Raw genomic sequence first — 18322 nt, 5'->3', positions numbered from 1 at the left:
GTTAGCACCACAGTGAAGACGAAGAAGCTCGCCGGTGCGGCAGCGGTCGGGGCAGTCACCGCGGTGACCACCCTCTTGCTCGGCGCGACTCCCGCGTTCGCTCAGGACTCGAAGGGTGACAGCGCGTTCGCGCTCTCGGCCTCTGGCGTCCTTGACATCAACCCGATCTCCAACGTGAAGTCGGCGGACGGCAAGCTGGTCCACGACGAGCTCCTGTCGATCGGGAACGTCGCCGGGAAGTACGAGGACGACATCTCCTTCGGACTGCTCACCTCGGAGGCGGAGTCCAACCGCTCCGAGACCGTGGTCAAGGAGATCAACCTCCTCGACATCGTGCGCGCCGACCTGATCCGCACCTGGTGCAAGAACGGCGACGGCGGTCTGCAGATCGTCAACGGCTCCGTCCTCGGGCACAAGCTCCCCGACACCTCGGTGCCCGGCGAGGACATCGACGTCTCGCCGCTGGTGAAGGTGTCGCTGAACAACCAGAAGCGCAACACCGACGGCTCCCTCACGGTCACCGGCATCAAGGTCACCCTGCTTCCCGGCAAGAAGGCCGCGGACGAGTCGGACAAGAAGCTGTCCACCCAGGAGAAGGCCACCCTGCCGATCGTCGGTGACCTGCTGGGCAAGGAGCTGCCGGCCGACACCGAGACGGTCAACGGCCTCGTCGGCCAGCTGACCGGCACCCTGGCCCTCGACGGTGACCTCCAGACGATCACCATCGGTTCTGCCACCTGCCAGGAGGGTGGCGCGTCCGGTTCCGACGAGAACGCCGACGACGACGGCAAGTCCTCGAACGGCGACGACGACAAGGACAAGGGCAGCAAGGACTCCGACAAGGACGACGACGGCAAGGACAAGGACAAGGACGGCAAGAAGGACTCCGACGTCAAGAGCGCCGCTCCGGCTCCGACCGTCGTGAAGGCCGCCCTGCCGGTCACCGGCTGACACGCACCACCTGAACACCCGCGACGGGCGGGAGCCGGTCAGGCTCCCGCCCGTTGTCTTTTCCCTGGTCCGTGGGGCTAGCCCGCGCTCCCGGTGCTCGGGCTGGGGAGGCTCCACCGCATCGCGACGCAGGTGCCGGCAGCGGCGCGCTGCACGTCGACGTGCTCGGCCAGGCCGGCGATGAGCAGCAGGCCGCGGCCGCGCCAGCCGGGGTCGCGCGGCGGTTTCCAGCTACCGTGGTCGCGCACCACGACGTGGATCTCGCCGTGCACGCAGGTCGCGTCGAGCTCGGCCTCACCGCCGCCGCCGGGATAGGCGTGATCTGCGACGTTCGCCAGCGCCTCGTGCGTGGCCAGCACGATGTCGTCGACGGCATCGGCGGACAGCCCGAAGCGGTGGGCCCAGCTCGCCAGCTGCTCCCGAACATCTCGGAGACGGCTCGGTAGCGACGGTACGGGTAGCCGCAGTCTCAGTGGTCCCGGCCCGCGGGCGAGCGCAGGCATCCGATACATCCCCCGATCACGGCCTGCAAAGGCAGATGGTCCCGAGGTACCCCCTGCCGGAGGCCCTCAATCCGGACGGCCTCATCGGGTATGAATCCGGCGGTCACGGCGTTGGTGGGTGGTGTGGATCGACGTGGGACCGCACCCGACCGAACCTGGTTGATCGCGATCGCGGCTGCGATGTGGGGAACCGACGGGTTGTTGCGGCAACCCCTGGCGGGTCAGCTCCCGGCCGCCACCGTGGTGTTCTGGGAGCACCTGCTGATCGTCGTGGTCCTGCTGCCGTTCCTGCCGTCGGCGCTGCGGGCGTTCCGCGCGGCGACCGGGCGGGAACGCGTGGCGCTGGTGCTGATCGGCGCGGGCGCCTCCGCGGTGGCGACGGCGCTGTTCACCCAGGCGTTCCGATACGGCGACCCGGTCACGCCGCTCGTCCTGCAGAAGCTCCAGCCGGTCATCGCCGTCGTCGCGGCCGCCCTGCTGCTCGGGGAGCGCATGCGCCGCGGGTACTGGCTGTTCGCCGTGCCCGCGCTCGTCGGCGCGTGGTTCATGGCCTTCCCCGACCCGCTCTCGGCGGCTCCGCAGGCGGTCACCGCCGCGCTCCTCGCCGTCGCCGCGGCCGCGCTCTGGGCCGTCGGCACGGTGCTCGGGCGCATGGTCAGCGTGCGGATCGCGAGCCGGGACGTCACCGTGCTGCGGTTCGCGATCGGGCTGCCGGCCAGCGCCGTCGTACTGCTCGCCCAGGGTGCTCCGGTCGCGGTGACGGGTGCGCAGCTCGGCCCGCTCGTGCTGCTGGCGCTCGTGCCCGGCCTGCTCGGGCTCACCCTTTACTACATCGGGCTGCGGTCCACGGCTGCCGCGCGCGCAACGCTCGCCGAGCTGGCGTTCCCGGTGACCGCCACCTTGATCGGTGTGGGCCTGCTCGGCACCCACCTGCAGCCGAGCCAGTGGTTCGGGCTGCTCGTCGTGGTCGTCTCGGTCACGGCGCTGGGACTGCGGGAGCGGACCCGGCAGCCCGTCGTGCAGGTGGAACCGGCGACCGCGGCTTAGGGCCCCGCTCAGAGCCCTCCGGTGCGGAACGCGTCGAGGACGCGGCGCTCGCGCTTCGTCGGTCGCCCGGCACCCCGCTCCCGGCGGGCCACCGGCACCAGGGCCTCCGGCGGCGGAGCGGGCGTGCGGTCGATGTAGCAGGTGGCCGCGTCCGCGGCGCCGACCCGTTTCTGGATGACGCGCACGACCTCCACGACGCGCGTGCGGTCGTTCACGCGGGCCCGCACCTCGTCGCCCGGCTGTACGGGCGTGGCCGGCTTCGCGGGCCGGTCGTTAACGCGCACGTGCCCGCCGCGGCAGGCGGCCGCGGCGTCCGGCCGGGTCTTGGTCAGCCGGACCGCCCACAGCCAGCGGTCCAGTCGCGTCGACTCCACCTCCCGATGATGACCGCTCGCCCGCCGCGGCGGCCAGCGGGATCCCGCCGCCGTGCTCGCGCACGGCTCACCCGGCGAAGCGGAACGCCACCTCACCGAGGTACCCGAAGTCGGCACGAACCTCGTCGCCTGCTCCGACCGGAACGGGAGCGGTCGTCGTCCCGGTGGTGACGAGCTCGCCCGCGCGCAGCCCGCGGCCGTACCGGCGCAGGTCCTCGGCGATCCAGACGAGCGCGTTGCGCGGGTCGCCCAGCACGTTGCCGCCGCTGCCCGTGGCGGCCCGCTCGCCGTTGATCCACACCGCCGTTCCCCATGTGGACAGGTCGTGCTCGGCCCAGCCGGGCACCTCGGGACCCAGCACGAACCGGCCGGCACAGGCGCAGTCGGCGAGCAGCTGCGGACCGCCTGCCGTCTCGTAGCGCGCGAACCGCGAGTCGGGCACCTCGACCGCCAGGTGCAGCCGGTCGACGGCCGCGACGATCTCGTCCGGGCCCGCGTCGGGCTCCACGTCGGTGCCCATGAGGTAGGCGAACTCGGCCTCGACCACGCGCATGTGCATGCCGTCGCTGCTCAGCACGTCACCGGGCTCGTGGCGGAACCGCTCGAACAGCGGACCTGGCAGCGGCCCGCTCACCCCGATGTGGGCCTGCCCCGCCGCGGTGGTCGCCGCGATCTTCCAGCCGTAGGGCGGCCCGGCATGCCCCCCGACCGCGAGCTGCGTGGCGAACCCCTCGAAATCGTCACGCGGCCGGACCTCGTCGGGGAGCGCGGCGATCTGCTCGCCCGAGGTCCAGGCTTTCCACAGAACGTCGGCGGCGCCGCCGGTGCGCTTCTCATCAGACATGTCCGTCATCCTGCCCGCCCCGGTGCAGGCGGAGCTGGGTGACCACGCGGCGCAGGCGAGCGGGGTCCGCAAAGCGCGGCTCCGTCGCTGCGCACCGCAAACCTAGCGACGGGCGCTGCCGAACCATTGCCAGAACGAGTCCAGAAGCGCTTCCCGGTGCTCCAGCGGTAGATCGCGATCAGGCCTGTCCGGGCCGCCCCGTATCGTCTGGCGCGCAAGCACAGCGATGGCGGCAAGCCTGATAGTCCGAGGGCGTCAGCAGAACGTGCGCGTCGTACGACCATCGGTAGCGGCGCCGTCTTGTGGCAGCGGGCAGGCATGCAACTGGAATTGGGCTGCGAGAGCGTGATGTCGCCACACCCGGGAGTGCGGTCGCCAGTTGCGCTGGGGGGCGTCAGTTCCTTCCGGATCGGAAGGAGTTGATGAGGAGGTGGGCAAGATCAGAGGGGGGAAGATGGGCGCGTTCCAGGTCTTCGTTCACATGCTGCGGGACTTCTTCGGGACGTGGTGCCCGAAGTGCCAGCTGCCACATCCGGCCAGTAGGGGGCACGGCAGGGTGCCGTGAGCAGGTGTCGCTCTCAGGCGGCGGATCCGGTTCCGGGGCCGAGTGGTGGAGGCGTGCAGGGCCGGGGCGTAGCCGGCCGCCGACTCCGAGACGCAGGTGGCGATCGTCAGCCCCGGATCGGTTGCGAGGCGGGCGGCGACGGTGCGCAGCGCCAGCGGGGAACCGCCGCACGCGTCGACGAGCCGCCGGGCGGCTTCGCGTTCACCTCGCACCCGCTGCTCGCCCGCGACGGCGGCCAGGAGGTCGAGCGCATCCTTGGCCGGGAGCACGTCCAGCGCGACGTGACGTCCTCCGGGGGAGACGAGCAGGCTCGCCAGCTTCGAGCTCTGCCGGCCCGTGATCAGCACGCCGCACGTCACCGCGCCCGGGAGCAGCGTCCGGATCGCGTTGCCGTCGGTGACGCCGTCGAGAACGACCAGCAGTCGCTTGTCGGCGGTCATCGACCGGAAGGTGGCCACCGCGTCGTCGAGCCGGGTGGGGAGTGCGTCTGGCGGTGTTCCGAGGGTGCGCAGGAAGTACTGCAGTACGCCGAGCGTGCTCCCCGTGATGAACGGGTGTTCGTCCAGCTCGGCGAACAGCTGGCCGTCGGGGTAGTGGGGAGCGAGGCGGTGAGCGGCCGCGATGGCCACGGTCGTCTTGCCGACCCCCGGTGGGCCGGTCACCAGGACGAGCGGGTGCCTGCGCTGCGCGGGCTCGCTGCCCAGTGTCTGCACGATGTCGTCGATCGGGGCTCTTCTGCCCACGATCCCGGCGGTCGGCATCGGTAGCTGCCGGGTGGGCGATCTGGTGTGCGCCGTTCCTGCGGGGACCGGGTCGGGCGTGGTGCCGGTGAGGATCTGCTGGTGGACGGTGCGCAGCTCGTCGCCGGGCTCGATGCGGAACTCTTCGGCGAGCAGCTGGGTGACGGTGCGGTAGGCGGTCAGGGCGTCTGCCTGGCGGTTCGCCCCGTGCAGTGCGCGCATGCGCTGTGCCCAGAACCGCTCGCGCAGGGGGTAGCGGCCCACCAGCCCGAGCAGCTCGTCGCACAGCTCGGCGTGCCGCCCGAGCTGCAACCCGATGTCCATGCGCATCTCCACGGCGCGCAGGTACCGCTCCACCAGCCGCGGGACGTCCTCGCGATGCACGGCGTCGGAGGCGGCGTCGGCCAACGGCGGTACCGCTCGCCACAGCTGCAGCGCGTTCTCGAGGTGGGCGAGAGCGTGCTGCAGCTGGTGGGCTTCGACCGCTTCCGCCGCACGTTCGAGCAGGTGGTCGAACGCCTGCAGGTCGAGCCGGCCGGGTGCCACCTCGATCCGGTAGCCGTCGGCTTCGGTGACGATGGCGGATCCGGTGCCCGCGAGCGCTCGGCGCAGTCGCATCACGTACTTCTGGATCGTGCTGCGCGGGTCGGCCGGTGTGTCGTCGTTCCACAACTTGTCCGCCAGTTCGCGGATGGGAACCGTCCGGTTGGCGTCGAGCAGCAGCACGGCCAGCAGCGTCCGCTGCTTGCCCCTTGGATCGACACCGGCCGCCCGTGCGAGAGGACCTGCAGTGGGCCGAGCAACCTGAACTCGGCCGTGGGTGCCGGGAACCGGTCGGTCAGCGAGCGGGCCCCGGCGATCGGGGCGGCGCGACGTCCTCGTTCGCCCGGACCGCGTGGTTCGAGCACCACCGGCCCTTCCGGCTCGGCTGCGCAGCGGTGCGGGGCGTCCGGAATCCGCCGGGTCGGCCTTCGCGGGGATGGCATGGGAGGTGGCCTCTTGATGGGTCATCGCGGCATTGTTCGAGGTCTCGAACACGTGGGAAGCGGATGCCGGCGCCATGGCTCGGTGCTGATCGCGGCCGACGGCGTCGAATGGCTCGCCGTCAATCCGGTGCGGCGCGACCGAAGCGGATGGGAATCACCTCCCTCGAGGGCCGGTACGGCGATTCCGGAGAGGCGGGTGCGGCACGGAATCCGTCGAGGACGCTGATGACGACCATGAGCCCAGGCTCGCACATTCCGGCACGGCCGTACCAGTAATGCGGTACCCCCCTGAACAGTTTCGGGAAGGGCGTCGCAATCCACACGCGCGAGATGGCCGGAACTACACGTCCGCAAGGCGCCCGGTGACCGCGCTCCCGGGCCGCAGCGTCAACCACGCGACGACGGCGGCCGCGAGGACGAGGGCGATGGCAGTCCAGTAGGCGCGTTGGTCGCCCGCGACCAGCACCGCCGGTGTTGCGTCCACGCCGTGCGGCGGGGCGGCGAGAGCGACCAGGACCGCGACGCCGACCGCGCCCCCGACCTGCTGAGCGGTGCTGACGAGACCGGATGCGGCTCCTCGGTCGGTGTCTGGCACCTGCCCGGTGGCCGTTGCGAGGATCGCCGTGAACGCGGTGCCGATCCCGATCGCGACGACGAGCGTCCCGGGCAGCACACCGAACAGGAACGAGCCGGTGGTCGCGCCGCGGGCGAGCAGGACCAGCCCCAGTGCCATGACGACCATGCCGGCGGTGACCACGACGCGCGACCCGGCTGCCGCGCTCAGCCGGCCCGAGACGTAGCCGGAGCAGGCGGTGACCGTCAGCGCCATCGGGAGGAAGGCGAGCCCAGCGGCCAGCGGGTCCAGCCCGATCACCTGCTGGAGGTGCTGCGACACCAGCAGGAATACCGGGAAGAACGCGGCAGAGGCGAGGAACATGACGGCGTCGGCGCCCGCCGGAGCGCGCATCCCGAGAAGCCGCAGCGGCACCAACGGTTCGGGCGAGCGCCGCTCCACCAGCACGAACGTGATGAGCAACAGCACCGCCGCGGTGAGCAGCGCGAGCGTCAGCGGTGCGACCCAGCCGTGGCTCTCCGCCCGGGACAGCCCGCTGATCAGCGCCAGCAACCCGGCGGTGGCGGTGACCGCGCCCGGCAGGTCGAGCCGCCGCGCGCCTGCGGCGCGGTGCTCCGTGAGCCAGCGCGGGCCGAGCGCGAGCGCAACGGCGCCGATCGGGACGTTCACGAACAGGACCCAGCGCCAGCCGAGCGTTGCGGTGAGGGTGCCGCCGAGTACGACGCCCACCGCGAACGCGGCCGAGCCGACGGCCGCGAAGACGCTCAGCGCGCGGCGGCGGCCCGCCTCGTCGGAGGAGATGGTGGTGATCAGAGCCAGTGCGGCGGGTGACGCCAGCGCCGCCGCCACGCCCTGGGCGGCGCGTGCTGCGATCAGCACCTCGATGTTCGGGGCCGAGCCGCCCAACAGCGAGGCGAGGGTGAAGGCGGCGAGCCCGACCAGGAGGATCCGGCGCCGCCCGAACAGGTCGGCAGCTCGGCCGCCGAGCAGGAGGAACCCTCCGAAGGTGAGGGCGTAGCCGCTCACGACCCAGTGCAGGGTCTCGGCGGCCGTGCCCAGGTCCTCCTGGATCGCGGGTAGCGCAACGTTGACGATGGACAGGTCGAGCACGACGAGCAGCTGCGCCGCGCAGAGCAGGAGCAGCGCGCCGGTGCGGTTCGCGTGGGTGGGGTCGGAAGTTGACATCACCGCCCAGCCTGCGGGCGGGGGCGGCGGTCGGTCCAAGACCGATCATCGACCGGTCGATAGCCTGTGGCTATCGTCGGTGGTGTGGACCTGCGCCATCTGCGCTACCTGCTCGCGGTGGCCGACGAGCGCCACTTCGGCCGCGCCGCGGCGGCCCTCTACATCAGTCAGCCGTCGCTGAGCGCCGCGATCAAGGGACTCGAGCGGGAGCTCGGTGTCCAGCTGCTGCGCCGCGACGCGCGCGGCGTCGAGGTCACGGCGGTCGGCGGGCTCGTCGTCGACGAGGCGCGGCGCGCCCTGCAGGCCGCCGACCGGGTGACGGGGGTCGTCGAGGACTACCGCCGCGGACGGGTCGGTCGGTTGCGCATCGGCTTCGAGGCCACCGGCGCCGGTGAGCTGGGCACGATCGCCCGTCGCCGGTTCACCCAGCGCTTCCCGGGGGTGCAGGTCGAGCTGCGCCGCTACGAATGGGGCGGGGAGGCCGACGCGGTGCGCCGAGGCGAGGTGGATCTCGCCTACGTGTGGCTGCCGTGCGACCCGCGGGGCCTGCACCTCGACGTCGTCGCTACGGAGCCGCGGTTCCTCGGCGTCTGCACCGGGCACCGACTGGCGGCCCGTCGGTTGGTGACGGTCGCCGACCTGGCGGGGGAGCCCCTGATGACGACGTCGCGGGCGCCGAGGGCATGGGTGGACTGGTGGGCGATCAATCCGCGCCCGGACGGGTCGGAGGTCGTCTGGGGGCCGGAGAACGACAGCGTTGAGGAGTGCTTCGAGCAGGTGGCTGCCGGTGCTGCGGCGTGCATCTGCCCCGCGTCGATGGTGGATTTCTACCACCGCCCCGACCTGCGCTGGGTGCCGATCCGGGACGCCGAGCCGTTGCGGGTGGCCCTTGCGCACCTCCACGGGCCGATCAGCCCGGCCGCGCAGGCCTTCACGGAGGTGGTGCAGGAGGTGGCCCGCGAGCGGTCCGCCGCCCGAGGAGGGTCCGGGGCCGACCCCGCTCCACCGGCCTTCGCGATTCCTTAGGCTCCGGTGGTGGACCGGATGCAGGACGACGGCAGGCTCCCAGCCCTGCTGCGCCGGGCGTGGGGCCTCGCAGACCGGCCCGGAAGGCGCGGGCCGAAGCCATCGCTCACGCTCCGGAAGATCGTCGAGACGGCGGTCGAGCTGGGCGACGCCGAGGGCATCGACGCCATGTCCTTGACCGGGGTCGCCGGGCGCCTCGGCGTCACCCCGAACGCCCTCTACCGCCACCTCGGTTCCCGGGAGGAGCTGCACGTGCTCGCCAGGGAGTACGCGCTGGGCGTGCCAGGACCGCGGCGGCGCACCCCGGCCGCGTGGGACGAGGCCGTGGTCGCGTGGGCAACGGCGTTGCGCGCCCGGTACCTCGAGCACCCGTGGCTGGTGGACGTGCCGGTCCGGCTGCCGGTCACCCCGCACGCGCTCACCTGGTTCGAGGCGCTGCTCGAGGCGTTGCGGCACGCCCCGTTCGGGATGCCGGAGAAGCTCCGGGTGGGCTCGCTCGTCGACGGTTACGTGCGCGCGAGCGTCCGGTCCGAACGTGATCTGCGGAGCGGACAGCCGCCACTGCCGGCCACCGGGCCCGTGGTCGCGGCGGTCGCGGAGCTGCTGCCGGACTACGACCTCCCGCGCGTGGCTGCCTTGTTCGCCGAGGGGCGCTACTGGGAGCCCGCGGACCGCAGCACGCTCGACGACTTCCGGTTCGGGCTGAGGTGCATCGTGACCGGGATCTCGATGGGCGGCCCCGAGGTGTTCAAGGGGGTTCGTCCCACCGCGTCGGCCCGGGCTTCCGACGGCGCCGCGGAGCCCCGCCGCGGGTGAGCATCAGACCCGTCCGCCGTCCCGCCCGCCCCGGCGCAGGCGGAGCTGGTCGACCACCACCCGCACGCGCGGGTCGTCGCGCAGCTCCTCGAGCGTGACGGGGAGGGGGAGCCGCCAGTTCGGGTACTGGTCGACCGTGCCCGGCAGATTGGGCTGGCGCACCTCGCCCAGCACGTCGTAGGGGGAGACGAGCACCAGCCGCGAGCGGCTGCGCGCCAGCAGCGCGTGCATCGCGACGACGAGCTGGTCCTCCCCGGGGTGCGGCCCGTCGACCAGGCCTTCCTCGCGGAGCAGCTCCACCAGCTCCAACCGGTCGACGGTGGCCTTCGCCTCCTCGGCGGGCACGTCGTCGAGCAGCCCGAGCTCGGCGCGCACGCGGACGTGCTCGCCGCGCAGGAACCCGGTGGCGGTGGGCAGGTCGTGGGTCGAGATCGTCGCGACCGACTCCTCCGGCCACTCCTGCGGAGGCAGCAGCGGCTGGCCGGGCGCGTCGAGGTTCCGGGTGAACCACAGCACCGAGGAGCCCAGCATGTTCCGTTCCGCCAGCCCCTCGGTGACCTCCGGCTCGACCGTGCCGAGGTCCTCGCCGATCACGAGCGCCCCGGCGAGGTGGGCCTCGAGGGTCAGCACGGCGAGCATGACGTCGGCGTCGTAGAGCACGTACGTGCCGCGGTCCGGGCCCTCGCCCGGCGGCACCCACCACAGCCGCCACAGCCCGGCGACGTGGTCGATCCGCAGCCCGTCGGCCTGCCGGAGCAGGGCGCGCAGTAGGTCGCGGTACGCGGCGTAGCCGGTGGCGTCGAGCCGGTCCGGGCGCCACGGCGGCAGGCCCCAGTCCTGGCCCTGCTGGCTGAACGCGTCCGGTGGAGCACCCACGCGGACGCCCTGCGCGAGCACGTCCTGCATCGCCCAGCCGTCGGCGCCCTCCGGGTCGCAGCCGACGGCGAGGTCGTGCACCACCCGCACGCCCGCGGCCCTCGCCGCGTCCCGGACCGCCGCGAGCTGGTCCTGCACCTGCAGCTGCACCCACGCGTGGAAGGCAACCCTGGGCGCAAGCTCCGCCTTCGCGGCGGCGACGTCCGGGCCGTCGGGCCTGCGCAGGCCCTGCGGCCACCGGCTCCAGCGCGCGCCGTACCGCTCGGCGAGCGCGCAGTACGTGGCGAACTCCTCCAGGTCCGCACCGATGCCCTTGGGTTCCGGCCTGCCCTCGCTGCGCCACAGCAGCTCGAGCGCCGCGCGCTTCGCGGCCCACACCCGGTCGTGCTCGATCCGCCCACCTGCGATTTCGGGGCGCAGCGCGTCGACCTCCACCCGGGTCACCGCGTCGGCACGGGCGTAGGCCGCCAGATCGGTGATCCGCAGCGCGAGCGGCGTGCCGAAGAGCCTGCTCGACGGGGTGTAGGGCGACGGCTGCACCGGCGGCACCGGGGTGATCGCGTGCAGCGGGTTGAGCAGCACCGCACCGGCGCCGTGCTCGGTGCCGGTCCAGGCCGTGAACGCACTCAGGTCACCGAGGTCGCCGATGCCCCACGAGCCCGCCGAGCGCAGCGCGTAGAGCTGCAGCATCCACCCCCAGCCGCGCGACGGCTCCGGGAGCGCGGGCGGCGCCACGACGACGGTGACCTCCTGCTCGTCGAGCTCGAGCCGGTACCAGCCCGGTTCCAGGCCCGCCGGGATCTCCGTGACGTCCCGTCGCGCGCCCGCTGCGTCGACCAGCACGCCGGGCCGGGGAAGGGCGCGGGGCCGGTCCGTACGGGCGGCGATGGTGCCGGGCAGCCGCCCGGCGGCCGCGCGGTCGCGAGCCGCGGCGAGCGTCCCCCGCCGCGCCTCCGGGCTCCCCGCGTCCACATCGAGCAGGCCGAGCACGCGGATCACCACATCGGGATCCACCTGGACGGGGCGGCGGTCCCCGTCACGGTAGCTCGTGGCGACACCGTGCACGGCCGCCAGTTCGATCAGCTCACTGTCCACACCGCTCCCCTTCCGGATCCGTCACAGCATTCCCCCCTCCGTCTGCGATCACGCTGTGGCCCGTGACCTGCGGCAACACGCTCCCCATTGCTCCCTGCCCAGATCAGGAACAGGTGCTAGGTTCCCTCCGGCGGGCTCCCGCAGGGCAGGGCGGTCCACCGCCGTCCCCACCGCTGGACGCCTGCCACGGGGCGAGGGCGGATGCGGAGCGGAGAGCGCCGGGACATGACTGAGCTGGCGGGCAGATCATCCACGCGGCGCCCCGCGGGCAGGGGAGTGCGATGAACACGCTCGTTCTGATCGGCCTGGCGCTGGTCGGCGCGGGGTTCGTGCTGCTCGGCCTCCGGTTCGCACCGCGGATCCGCAGGCAGTTCGCCGCCACCGCCGCCCAGCCACGCACGGTCGCCGACCTCGTCCGGCTCCGCGAGCAGACCGCAGCCGGGACGGCGCAGCCCGCTCCGCCCGCCGCCGCACCGCGGCAGGCCGCCGCCGCACCGCGCCGGGCCGCCAAGGCTCCGGCCGCAGCGTGGCCGGCCGCCCGACCCGAGCCGCCGGCGCCCCGCGTCGCACCGGTCCCCGCCGCGGCTTCCGTGGCAGCACCGACGGCGTCGGCAGCACCGCCGGCACCGGCAGCGCCCGCGCCGCAGCCACAGACCCCCGCGTTCGTGCCGCCGCCTCCGCGGCCCACGCCCGTTGCCGGAAGGGTGCGCCGGGAGTCGGCCGATGCGCCCGCGGCCGCGCTCGACGGCGGCAACCTGCCGTGGCAGCGCGGCGCCCGCATGGCCGTCGGGTTGGGGGGTGGGCAGCCCTGGCGCGAGCCGCCCGCACCGCCCGCGCCGCTGCGGATCGTCCCGGCCGCGGAGCCGCCCGCCCCGGTCGAGGCCGCCGCGCCCGCGCCGGTGCGGCTCGTCCCCGATGAGCCGGAGTCCCGGACGGTCGCGCCGGAGGAGCCGGTCGTGGCCCACCCCGCACCGGTCGCCGAGGCCGAGCCGGCACCCGTCCGGCTCGTGCCCGCGTCGCCCGAACCCGCCCCGGCGGGGGACGTTGCCAAGCCGCAGGCCGTCTGGATCGAGCCGGGAGCGGTTGCCGCTGCGGACGCATCGCCGTCCCCGGAGCCCGCCCCGATCGCCACGGACGCCGAGCAGGCGCCCGCGCCGGTCGACCAGCAGGCGTCGGCGGAGCGCGAACCCGAGGCGGACGCTGCGACGGCCGAGCCGGAACCAGCGCCGGTGGAACAGCCGGAGAGCCCCGAGCCCGCTGCCCGGCAGCGGGCCGTCTGGATCGAGCCCGGAGCGGACACCGCCACGAGCGCAACGCGGTCTGCGGATCCCGGTGTCAGCCGCGTTCCGGCGGCGCAGGAACATGTTCCGGTGGAAGAGCCGGAGCCCGTCGAACCCGTCGCCCAGCCGGAGGCCGTCCGGGTAGAGCCCCGTGGCGACGCCGCCGAACCAGCGGAGCGGGAGATCCCGCTCCTGGACGGGTGGGACGACGTGGAGGCCGAGGACGTCCGCGTCGGTGCCGTCCCGGACCGGTTCGCGGAGGAGCCACCGGCCACCGCGGAGGCGCAGGCAGCGCGTCCGCGCAGCCGGCAGACGCCGGACGAGCGGGCCGCGGAGCAGGCCGCTGCCGATCTCGCCCTGCTGAGGACGTTCGGGTTCGCCGATCCCGGCCTGCGCCCGGACTCCGCACCCGTCGTCGAGATGGAACGTTCCGAAGAGCAGGAGTCGCCTGCCGAGCCCGGCGACGCGCAGCCCGTGCGGTACCGGGTGGTTCGCCGCGACGGCTCGATGGTCGGCGGGGCCACCGTCACGCTGCTCGACGACCGGGGTGGTGACGTCGCTGCCGGTGCCGCCGACGCGGAGGGGCGGGGCGAGCTGCTCGCTCCGTCACCAGGGGGCTACGTGATCGTCTCGACGGCGGCGGGGCACCAGCCGGGTGCCGTGGCGATCACGGTGTCCGGCGCGGCCACCGAGATCGACGTGCTCATCGCGCGCTCGGCGACGGTGTCGGGATCCGTCCGGGGTGAGGACGGCCCGATCGCAGGCGCCCGCGTCACGCTCGTGCAGGACGGGGAGGCGGTCGATGCCGTCGACACGGCCGCCGACGGCACGTACCGGATCGGCGACATCGGTGCCGGCGAGTACGGGCTGTCGGTGGCGGCCGCCGGGTGCGAGCCGGTGGCCACGCTGCTCGACGTGGCCGAAGAGGCCGACGTGCGGCACGACGTCGAGCTCAAGGCGGCCACCCCGGTGGCCGACAGCGACGGCGTCGAGGACGACGCGGTGAGCGAGCTCGCGGGCGGATCGATGTCGCAGGGCGTGCGCTGACGGCGGCTGTGGGGCACCAGCGGATCGAAGGCCGGTTGCCCGGCGTCGGCGGCGTCGAGCTGTTCTGGCAGGGCTGGCTGCCGGACGGCGACCCGCGCGGGGTGGTGCTGCTCTGCCACGGGCTCGGCGAGCACAGCGGGCGGTACGGCAACGTGGTCGACGCGCTCGTCCCGGAGCGCTGGGCCGTGTACGGCGTCGACCACCGCGGCCACGGCCGTTCCGGCGGCCGCCGAGCGCACCTGCGCCGCTACGCCGACTGGCTGGCCGACTTCGACGCGTTCCGGCGTTCGGTCGTCGCCCGCCACCCCGGCCTGCCGGTGTTCCTGCTCGGCCACAGCATGGGCGGTCAGATCGCGCTGGCGTACGCGCTCGACCACGAGCCCGATCTCGCCGGGCTGGTCCTGTCCGCACCCGCGCTCGCGAACAACACGGTGCCGAAGGCCGTGGTCGGCGCGCTCCGGGCCGTCGGGAGGGTCGCGCCCACGCTCCGACCGGCCGGGATCGACGCCTCGAAGATCAGCAAGGATCCGTCCGTCCACGCGGCGTACGAGGCCGACCCGCTGGTGCACCACGGCCATCCGACCCTCGGCCTCTCCTCGGCCGTCGTCGGGCAGTTCGAGGTGCTCCCGGAGCGGGCGCGCGATCTGCGGCTCCCGGTGCTCATGCAGCACGGCGCGCTGGACGCGATCGTCGACCCGTCCGGCTTCCGGCGGCTGGAGGAGGCCTGCGGTTCCCCGGACCTGACGGTCCGCTGGTACGAGGGGCTCTGGCACGAGATCTACAACGAACCCGAGCGGGCCGTGCCGCTCGGGGACCTGCGCGACTGGCTAGCCGCCCACGTCTGATCGTTCCGCCGGGTCCATCTCGAACTCCAGGTGCTCCGCCACGAGCGTGGCGACCGGGCGGCGGGGGAGGCCGACGGCGCGGAGCTCGTCCGCCATCGGATGGCCGGTGCCGAGCACGACGCGCGCACCGCCGGGACCGACCCGGATCCCGCTGATCCGGCCGCGCACCCGGCTCGCGAGCACCTCGCCGTCGCGCGGCGCCAGGGTCGTGAGCGTGGTGGGGAGGCGCAGCGGTAGCCGCCACGGAAGGGTGCGCAGCGCGGCGGTGAGGACGTGCCTGCCGCTCTCGTCGGCGAGGTGGCAGGTGGCGTCCCGGCCCGCGATCGACAGCTCGGCGCGGGCCAGCCACTTCGGCAGGCCCCACAGCGTCCGGCCCGCCTCCATCGTGAACGGCTGGGTCACCGGGAGCTGGTGGACGTAGACGCCGGTGCGCCCGCGGTGCCGGGCGAGCAGGGCGACGCCGACCTCGTCGTAGTCGCCGAGGTCGTTCACCCGGTAGTCGACGAAGAGCAGCACGAGCGGGGTGCGGCCGGCCGCCGAGACGAGCCGCAGGCCGCTGCCGGCGACCAGCGGCGCGGCGCGCTCGGTGCGGACCAGGTACACCGCAGCCGCCGCGACCGCGTGCCCGATGCGCACCGGGAAGCGGATGGGCCGGCCCTGGATCACTGCCACGTTCTTGCCTCCGCTTCGCTCCGGCCGGCTCGCGGGCCTTCAAGGCGGCGTCCTGCTCCTCCGGTGCTCGGTCGCTCGTTCCTCGCTCCCTGCGCGCCTCCCCCGCAAGACGCCGCCGGCCCGCTCGCTGTATGGACATTAGAGGCGCTGGTCCCGGGCGGTGGGACCGAGTGGAAATCCGGCCGCGAGATGTGTTCACATACGCGCATGTCGCCCGCCGCGGTCCTCGGAGAGATCTGGGGTTCTCGTCGCGCGGACGCTTTCGACCAGTGCTGTTGCCCGGGCTGACCCACCCCGTCCGCCCGAAACTGCCACCACTGGAGTTCTCCCGTGCTGCTGCACGCCCCCACGCCGCTCGCCCTCGGTGATCTGACCGCCCTGACGCGCGACATCGCCGCCGAGGTGCGCGCCGGCCACCACCCCGTCCACGTCGACCCGGAACGCCGCTGGTACCGGCTCCTGCGCAGCGACGACTACGTGGACGTCTGGTTGATCAGCTGGGCCACCGAGCAGACCGCGGAGCTGCACGACCACGCAGGCTCGCTCGGCGCCCTCACGGTCGTGTCCGGAAGCCTCGTGGAGCAGCGCTGGGCGGGGCACGGCCTGCGCTCGCGGCGGGTGGGCGCCGGGCGCAGCCTCGGTTTCCCGCTCGGGCACGTGCACGACGTCGGCAACACCGAGCCGACCCCGGCCGTGTCGGTGCACGCCTACTCGCCGCCGCTGACCGCGATGTCGTACTACGCGGTCGAGCCGGGTGCTCGGCTGCGCCGCACCCGTAGCGTGCTCGTCGAGTCCGGTTCGTCGGAGGGAGTGGGATGACCACCGTGAACGATCTGCTCGCGGCCGCCCGCGCCCGGCTGGACCGGCCGGACCCGCACCGCGCTGCGGAGATGGTGCGGGGCGGTGCGATCCTCGTCGACACCCGGCCCGGCTGGCAGCGCGAGCAGGAGGGTGAGCTGCCCGGCGCACTGGTGATCGAGCGGAACCACATCGAGTGGCGGCTCGACCCGGCCTCCGACGCCCGCATCCCGGAGGCGGTCGACCACGACGTCACGTGGATCGTCGTGTGCTCGGAGGGCTACAGCTCCAGCCTCGCCGCGGCCTCCCTCCAGGATCTCGGGCTGCGCAACGCCACCGACCTCGACGGCGGGTTCCGCGCCTGGAAGGCGGCTTTCGGCGGCTGATCAGGCCCGGAACAGCTCGACGAGCCTGTCGAGCTCGGGGACGCTCCCGGCGGCGTCGAGCGCCTCCTTGAGGGTGGCGTCGTGCACCGGGCGGGCGCGTTCGAGCAGCTCCCGGCCCTGCTCGGTGATCTGGCTGTAGATCCCGCGCCGGTCGTCGGCGCACAGGTAGCGGCTGAGCAGGCCCCGGTTCTCGAGGCGGTTGACCAGCCGGGTGGTGGCGCTGTGGGAGAGCGCGGCGGCGCGGGCGAGCTGCTGCATCCGCATGTGCCAGCCGTCCTGCCGGGCGAGGGTGTCCAGCACGGTGTACTCGACCACCGACAGGTCGAACTCGGCCTGCAACGCCTTCTCGAGCGCCTCCTCCAGCCGCCCGTGCAGGGCGGCGAGCGTGCGCCATCCCTGCGCACGCACCTCGACGGCATCGTCGGCGATCGGCATCGCGGCACCTCCTCACGTGCTGCCCAGCATACCTGCTTGCCGCAATAGGCAGCGTGTGCAACTGTTGTAGACGCGCGCTATCGGCGCACGCTCACATCAGGAGGACAGTTCATGCCCCTCGCCCTGCTGGCACTCGCCATCAGCGCCTTCGCGATCGGGACCACGGAGTTCGTCCCGACCGGCCTGCTCCCCGAGATCGCCGCCGAGTTCGGCGTCGACATCCCCGCCGCCGGGCTGCTGATCTCCGGTTACGCGCTCGGCGTCTTCGTCGGGGCGCCGCTGCTCACGGCCGCGGCGACACCGCTGCGCCGCAAACCCGTGCTGCTCGGCCTGCTCGGGCTGTTCGTCATCGGCAACATCGGGTCCGCGCTCGCGCCCGACTACGCGCTGATGATGGTCAGCCGGATCGTCGCCTCGCTGTGCCACGGCGCGTTCTTCGGGGTCGGGTCGGTGGTGGCCGCCGGGCTGGTCGCCCCGAACCGCCGGGCGGCGGCGATCGCAGCCATGTTCACCGGCCTGACCGTGTCGAACGTGCTCGGTGTGCCGCTCGGAACGCTGCTGGGCCAGACGTTCGGCTGGCGCAGCACGTTCTGGGTCGTGGCCGCGCTGGGCGTGGTCGGTGCGCTGGGCGTTCTCGCGCTCGTGCCCGATCGCCCCTCCGACCCGTCCGCCAACCTCCGCGCGGAGCTCTCGGCCTTCCGCCGTCCCCAGGTGTGGCTGGCCCTGGGGATGACGGCGCTCGGTTTCGGCGGTGTCTTCGCGTCGTTCACCTACGTCGCGCCGCTCATGGTCGACGTCGCCGGCTTCCCGTCGAGCGCGCTCACCTGGCTCGTGCTCCTGTTCGGGGTGGGCCTCGTGGTGGGCAACCTCGTGGGCGCCAGGATCGCCGACCGCGCCCAGATGCCGTCCATCATCGGGGCGATCGGCGCGCTCGCCGTCGTCCTCGCGCTGTTCACCGTGACCGTGCACTCGCCGATCCCCGCAGCGATCACCCTCTTCCTGGCGGGCGCCAGCGCGTTCGCGACCGTGCCAGGGCTGCAGGCGAGGGTGCTCGACGCCGCGGGGACGGCAGGCACGATGGCCTCCGCCGCCAACATCGGCGCCTTCAACCTCGGCAACGCCGTCGGTGCCTGGCTCGGAGGCGTCGTCATCGACGCCGGGTTCGGGTACCCGGCCGCGAACGCCGTCGGCGCGGCGATGGCCGTGGCCGGCCTCGCCGTCGCCCTCGCCGCCGTGACGCTCGACCGGCGCCGCACCCCCGTCACCGTCTGAGGAGT

The 18322-nt window shown here is 73.6% G+C and carries 17 protein-coding genes; 9 read left to right on the top strand and 8 right to left on the bottom strand.

Going from position 1 to position 18322, the window contains the following annotated elements; genetic code table 11:
- Window positions 1-12 precede the first annotated feature (12 nt).
- Window positions 13-951 carry a choice-of-anchor P family protein gene (locus tag FB388_RS31620; protein WP_142105967.1) on the top strand — a complete coding sequence of 313 codons (939 nt, stop codon included), beginning with the start codon at window positions 13-15 and terminating at the stop codon, window positions 949-951.
- A 77-nt stretch (window positions 952-1028) separates the two neighbouring features.
- Here the strand turns inward: FB388_RS31620 and FB388_RS31615 are convergent, their stop codons facing one another.
- Window positions 1029-1454 (bottom strand): ATP-binding protein, encoded by a 426-nt coding sequence (locus FB388_RS31615; protein WP_142105965.1) that lies wholly within the window; start codon window positions 1452-1454, stop codon window positions 1029-1031.
- Between the two features lie 90 nt (window positions 1455-1544).
- Here FB388_RS31615 and FB388_RS31610 point away from each other — a divergent pair, with 90 nt between their 5' ends.
- A complete protein-coding gene (locus FB388_RS31610) occupies window positions 1545-2501 on the top strand; it encodes a DMT family transporter (RefSeq protein ID WP_142105963.1) in 957 nt (318 codons plus the stop codon).
- Between the two features lie 8 nt (window positions 2502-2509).
- Here the strand turns inward: FB388_RS31610 and FB388_RS31605 are convergent, their stop codons facing one another.
- From FB388_RS31605 to FB388_RS31590, 4 genes are all read right to left on the bottom strand, one after another.
- Entirely contained in the window at window positions 2510-2875 is a 366-nt protein-coding gene (locus tag FB388_RS31605) for an RNA-binding S4 domain-containing protein (RefSeq protein ID WP_142105961.1), read from the bottom strand.
- Window positions 2876-2942: 67 nt separating this feature from the next.
- Window positions 2943-3719 (bottom strand): 2-keto-4-pentenoate hydratase, encoded by a 777-nt coding sequence (locus FB388_RS31600; protein ID WP_142105959.1) that lies wholly within the window; start codon window positions 3717-3719, stop codon window positions 2943-2945.
- 477 nt (window positions 3720-4196) lie between these two features.
- Window positions 4197-6035: an AfsR/SARP family transcriptional regulator gene (locus FB388_RS31595; RefSeq protein ID WP_281290498.1), complete on the bottom strand. Its 1839-nt coding sequence runs from the start codon at window positions 6033-6035 to the stop codon at window positions 4197-4199.
- A gap of 315 nt (window positions 6036-6350) precedes the next feature.
- Window positions 6351-7769 (bottom strand): MFS transporter, encoded by a 1419-nt coding sequence (locus tag FB388_RS31590; RefSeq protein ID WP_142105954.1) that lies wholly within the window; start codon window positions 7767-7769, stop codon window positions 6351-6353.
- 84 nt (window positions 7770-7853) lie between these two features.
- Here FB388_RS31590 and FB388_RS31585 point away from each other — a divergent pair, with 84 nt between their 5' ends.
- Both FB388_RS31585 and FB388_RS31580 read left to right on the top strand, forming a co-directional pair.
- On the top strand, window positions 7854-8795 hold the full coding sequence (locus tag FB388_RS31585) for a LysR family transcriptional regulator (RefSeq protein WP_142105952.1): 942 nt from the start codon (window positions 7854-7856) through the stop codon (window positions 8793-8795).
- An 18-nt stretch (window positions 8796-8813) separates the two neighbouring features.
- Window positions 8814-9611 (top strand): TetR/AcrR family transcriptional regulator, encoded by a 798-nt coding sequence (locus tag FB388_RS31580; protein ID WP_246122629.1) that lies wholly within the window; start codon window positions 8814-8816, stop codon window positions 9609-9611.
- Between the two features lie 3 nt (window positions 9612-9614).
- Here the strand turns inward: FB388_RS31580 and malQ are convergent, their stop codons facing one another.
- Entirely contained in the window at window positions 9615-11582 is a 1968-nt protein-coding gene (gene malQ, locus FB388_RS31575; protein WP_211362301.1) for a 4-alpha-glucanotransferase, read from the bottom strand.
- Between the two features lie 281 nt (window positions 11583-11863).
- Between malQ and FB388_RS31570 the strand changes: the two genes are divergently transcribed.
- Both FB388_RS31570 and FB388_RS31565 read left to right on the top strand, forming a co-directional pair.
- Window positions 11864-13909 carry a carboxypeptidase regulatory-like domain-containing protein gene (locus FB388_RS31570; RefSeq protein WP_142105947.1) on the top strand — a complete coding sequence of 682 codons (2046 nt, stop codon included), beginning with the start codon at window positions 11864-11866 and terminating at the stop codon, window positions 13907-13909.
- A gap of 8 nt (window positions 13910-13917) precedes the next feature.
- Window positions 13918-14754 carry an alpha/beta hydrolase gene (locus FB388_RS31565; protein ID WP_246122565.1) on the top strand — a complete coding sequence of 279 codons (837 nt, stop codon included), beginning with the start codon at window positions 13918-13920 and terminating at the stop codon, window positions 14752-14754.
- On the opposite strand, the gene FB388_RS31560 is transcribed toward FB388_RS31565, so the two are convergent.
- Window positions 14737-15426: an acetoacetate decarboxylase family protein gene (locus FB388_RS31560; RefSeq protein ID WP_142105945.1), complete on the bottom strand. Its 690-nt coding sequence runs from the start codon at window positions 15424-15426 to the stop codon at window positions 14737-14739. The two genes, FB388_RS31565 and FB388_RS31560, sit on opposite strands and share 18 nt — an antisense overlap.
- Before the next feature lie 330 nt (window positions 15427-15756).
- On the opposite strand from FB388_RS31560, the gene FB388_RS31555 reads away from it, so the two are divergent.
- On the top strand, window positions 15757-16245 hold the full coding sequence (locus tag FB388_RS31555) for a cysteine dioxygenase (protein WP_142105942.1): 489 nt from the start codon (window positions 15757-15759) through the stop codon (window positions 16243-16245).
- The gene (locus FB388_RS31550; RefSeq protein ID WP_142105939.1) at window positions 16242-16610 is read left to right on the top strand and encodes a rhodanese-like domain-containing protein; all 369 of its coding nucleotides are present in this window, start codon (window positions 16242-16244) and stop codon (window positions 16608-16610) included. The genes FB388_RS31555 and FB388_RS31550 overlap by 4 nt, the downstream gene beginning before the upstream one ends.
- Here the strand turns inward: FB388_RS31550 and FB388_RS31545 are convergent, their stop codons facing one another.
- Window positions 16611-17045: a MarR family winged helix-turn-helix transcriptional regulator gene (locus FB388_RS31545; RefSeq protein WP_142105937.1), complete on the bottom strand. Its 435-nt coding sequence runs from the start codon at window positions 17043-17045 to the stop codon at window positions 16611-16613.
- 111 nt (window positions 17046-17156) lie between these two features.
- On the opposite strand from FB388_RS31545, the gene FB388_RS31540 reads away from it, so the two are divergent.
- On the top strand, window positions 17157-18317 hold the full coding sequence (locus tag FB388_RS31540; protein ID WP_142105935.1) for an MFS transporter: 1161 nt from the start codon (window positions 17157-17159) through the stop codon (window positions 18315-18317).
- Window positions 18318-18322: the final 5 nt, after the last annotated feature.

This window comes from Pseudonocardia cypriaca (genome assembly GCF_006717045.1).
Taxonomy (GTDB): Bacteria; Actinomycetota; Actinomycetes; order Mycobacteriales; family Pseudonocardiaceae; genus Pseudonocardia; species Pseudonocardia cypriaca.
The sequence above is the reverse complement of the archived record's forward strand: the minus strand, read 5'-3'. Positions and strand labels throughout refer to the sequence as shown.

Bases quoted from the DNA above. Each gene is read 5' to 3' on its own strand.
- FB388_RS31615 (WP_142105965.1), bottom strand. From the start codon at position 1,454: ATGCCTGCGCTCGCCCGCGGGCCGGGACCACTGAGACTGCGGCTACCC.
- FB388_RS31610 (WP_142105963.1), top strand. From the start codon at position 1,545: ATGAATCCGGCGGTCACGGCGTTGGTGGGTGGTGTGGATCGACGTGGG.
- FB388_RS31600 (WP_142105959.1), bottom strand. From the start codon at position 3,719: ATGTCTGATGAGAAGCGCACCGGCGGCGCCGCCGACGTTCTGTGGAAA.
- FB388_RS31595 (WP_281290498.1), bottom strand. From the start codon at position 6,035: ATGACCCATCAAGAGGCCACCTCCCATGCCATCCCCGCGAAGGCCGAC.
- FB388_RS31590 (WP_142105954.1), bottom strand. From the start codon at position 7,769: ATGTCAACTTCCGACCCCACCCACGCGAACCGCACCGGCGCGCTGCTC.
- FB388_RS31580 (WP_246122629.1), top strand. From the start codon at position 8,814: ATGCAGGACGACGGCAGGCTCCCAGCCCTGCTGCGCCGGGCGTGGGGC.
- FB388_RS31570 (WP_142105947.1), top strand. From the start codon at position 11,864: ATGAACACGCTCGTTCTGATCGGCCTGGCGCTGGTCGGCGCGGGGTTC.
- FB388_RS31550 (WP_142105939.1), top strand. From the start codon at position 16,242: ATGACCACCGTGAACGATCTGCTCGCGGCCGCCCGCGCCCGGCTGGAC.
- FB388_RS31545 (WP_142105937.1), bottom strand. From the start codon at position 17,045: ATGCCGATCGCCGACGATGCCGTCGAGGTGCGTGCGCAGGGATGGCGC.
- FB388_RS31540 (WP_142105935.1), top strand. From the start codon at position 17,157: ATGCCCCTCGCCCTGCTGGCACTCGCCATCAGCGCCTTCGCGATCGGG.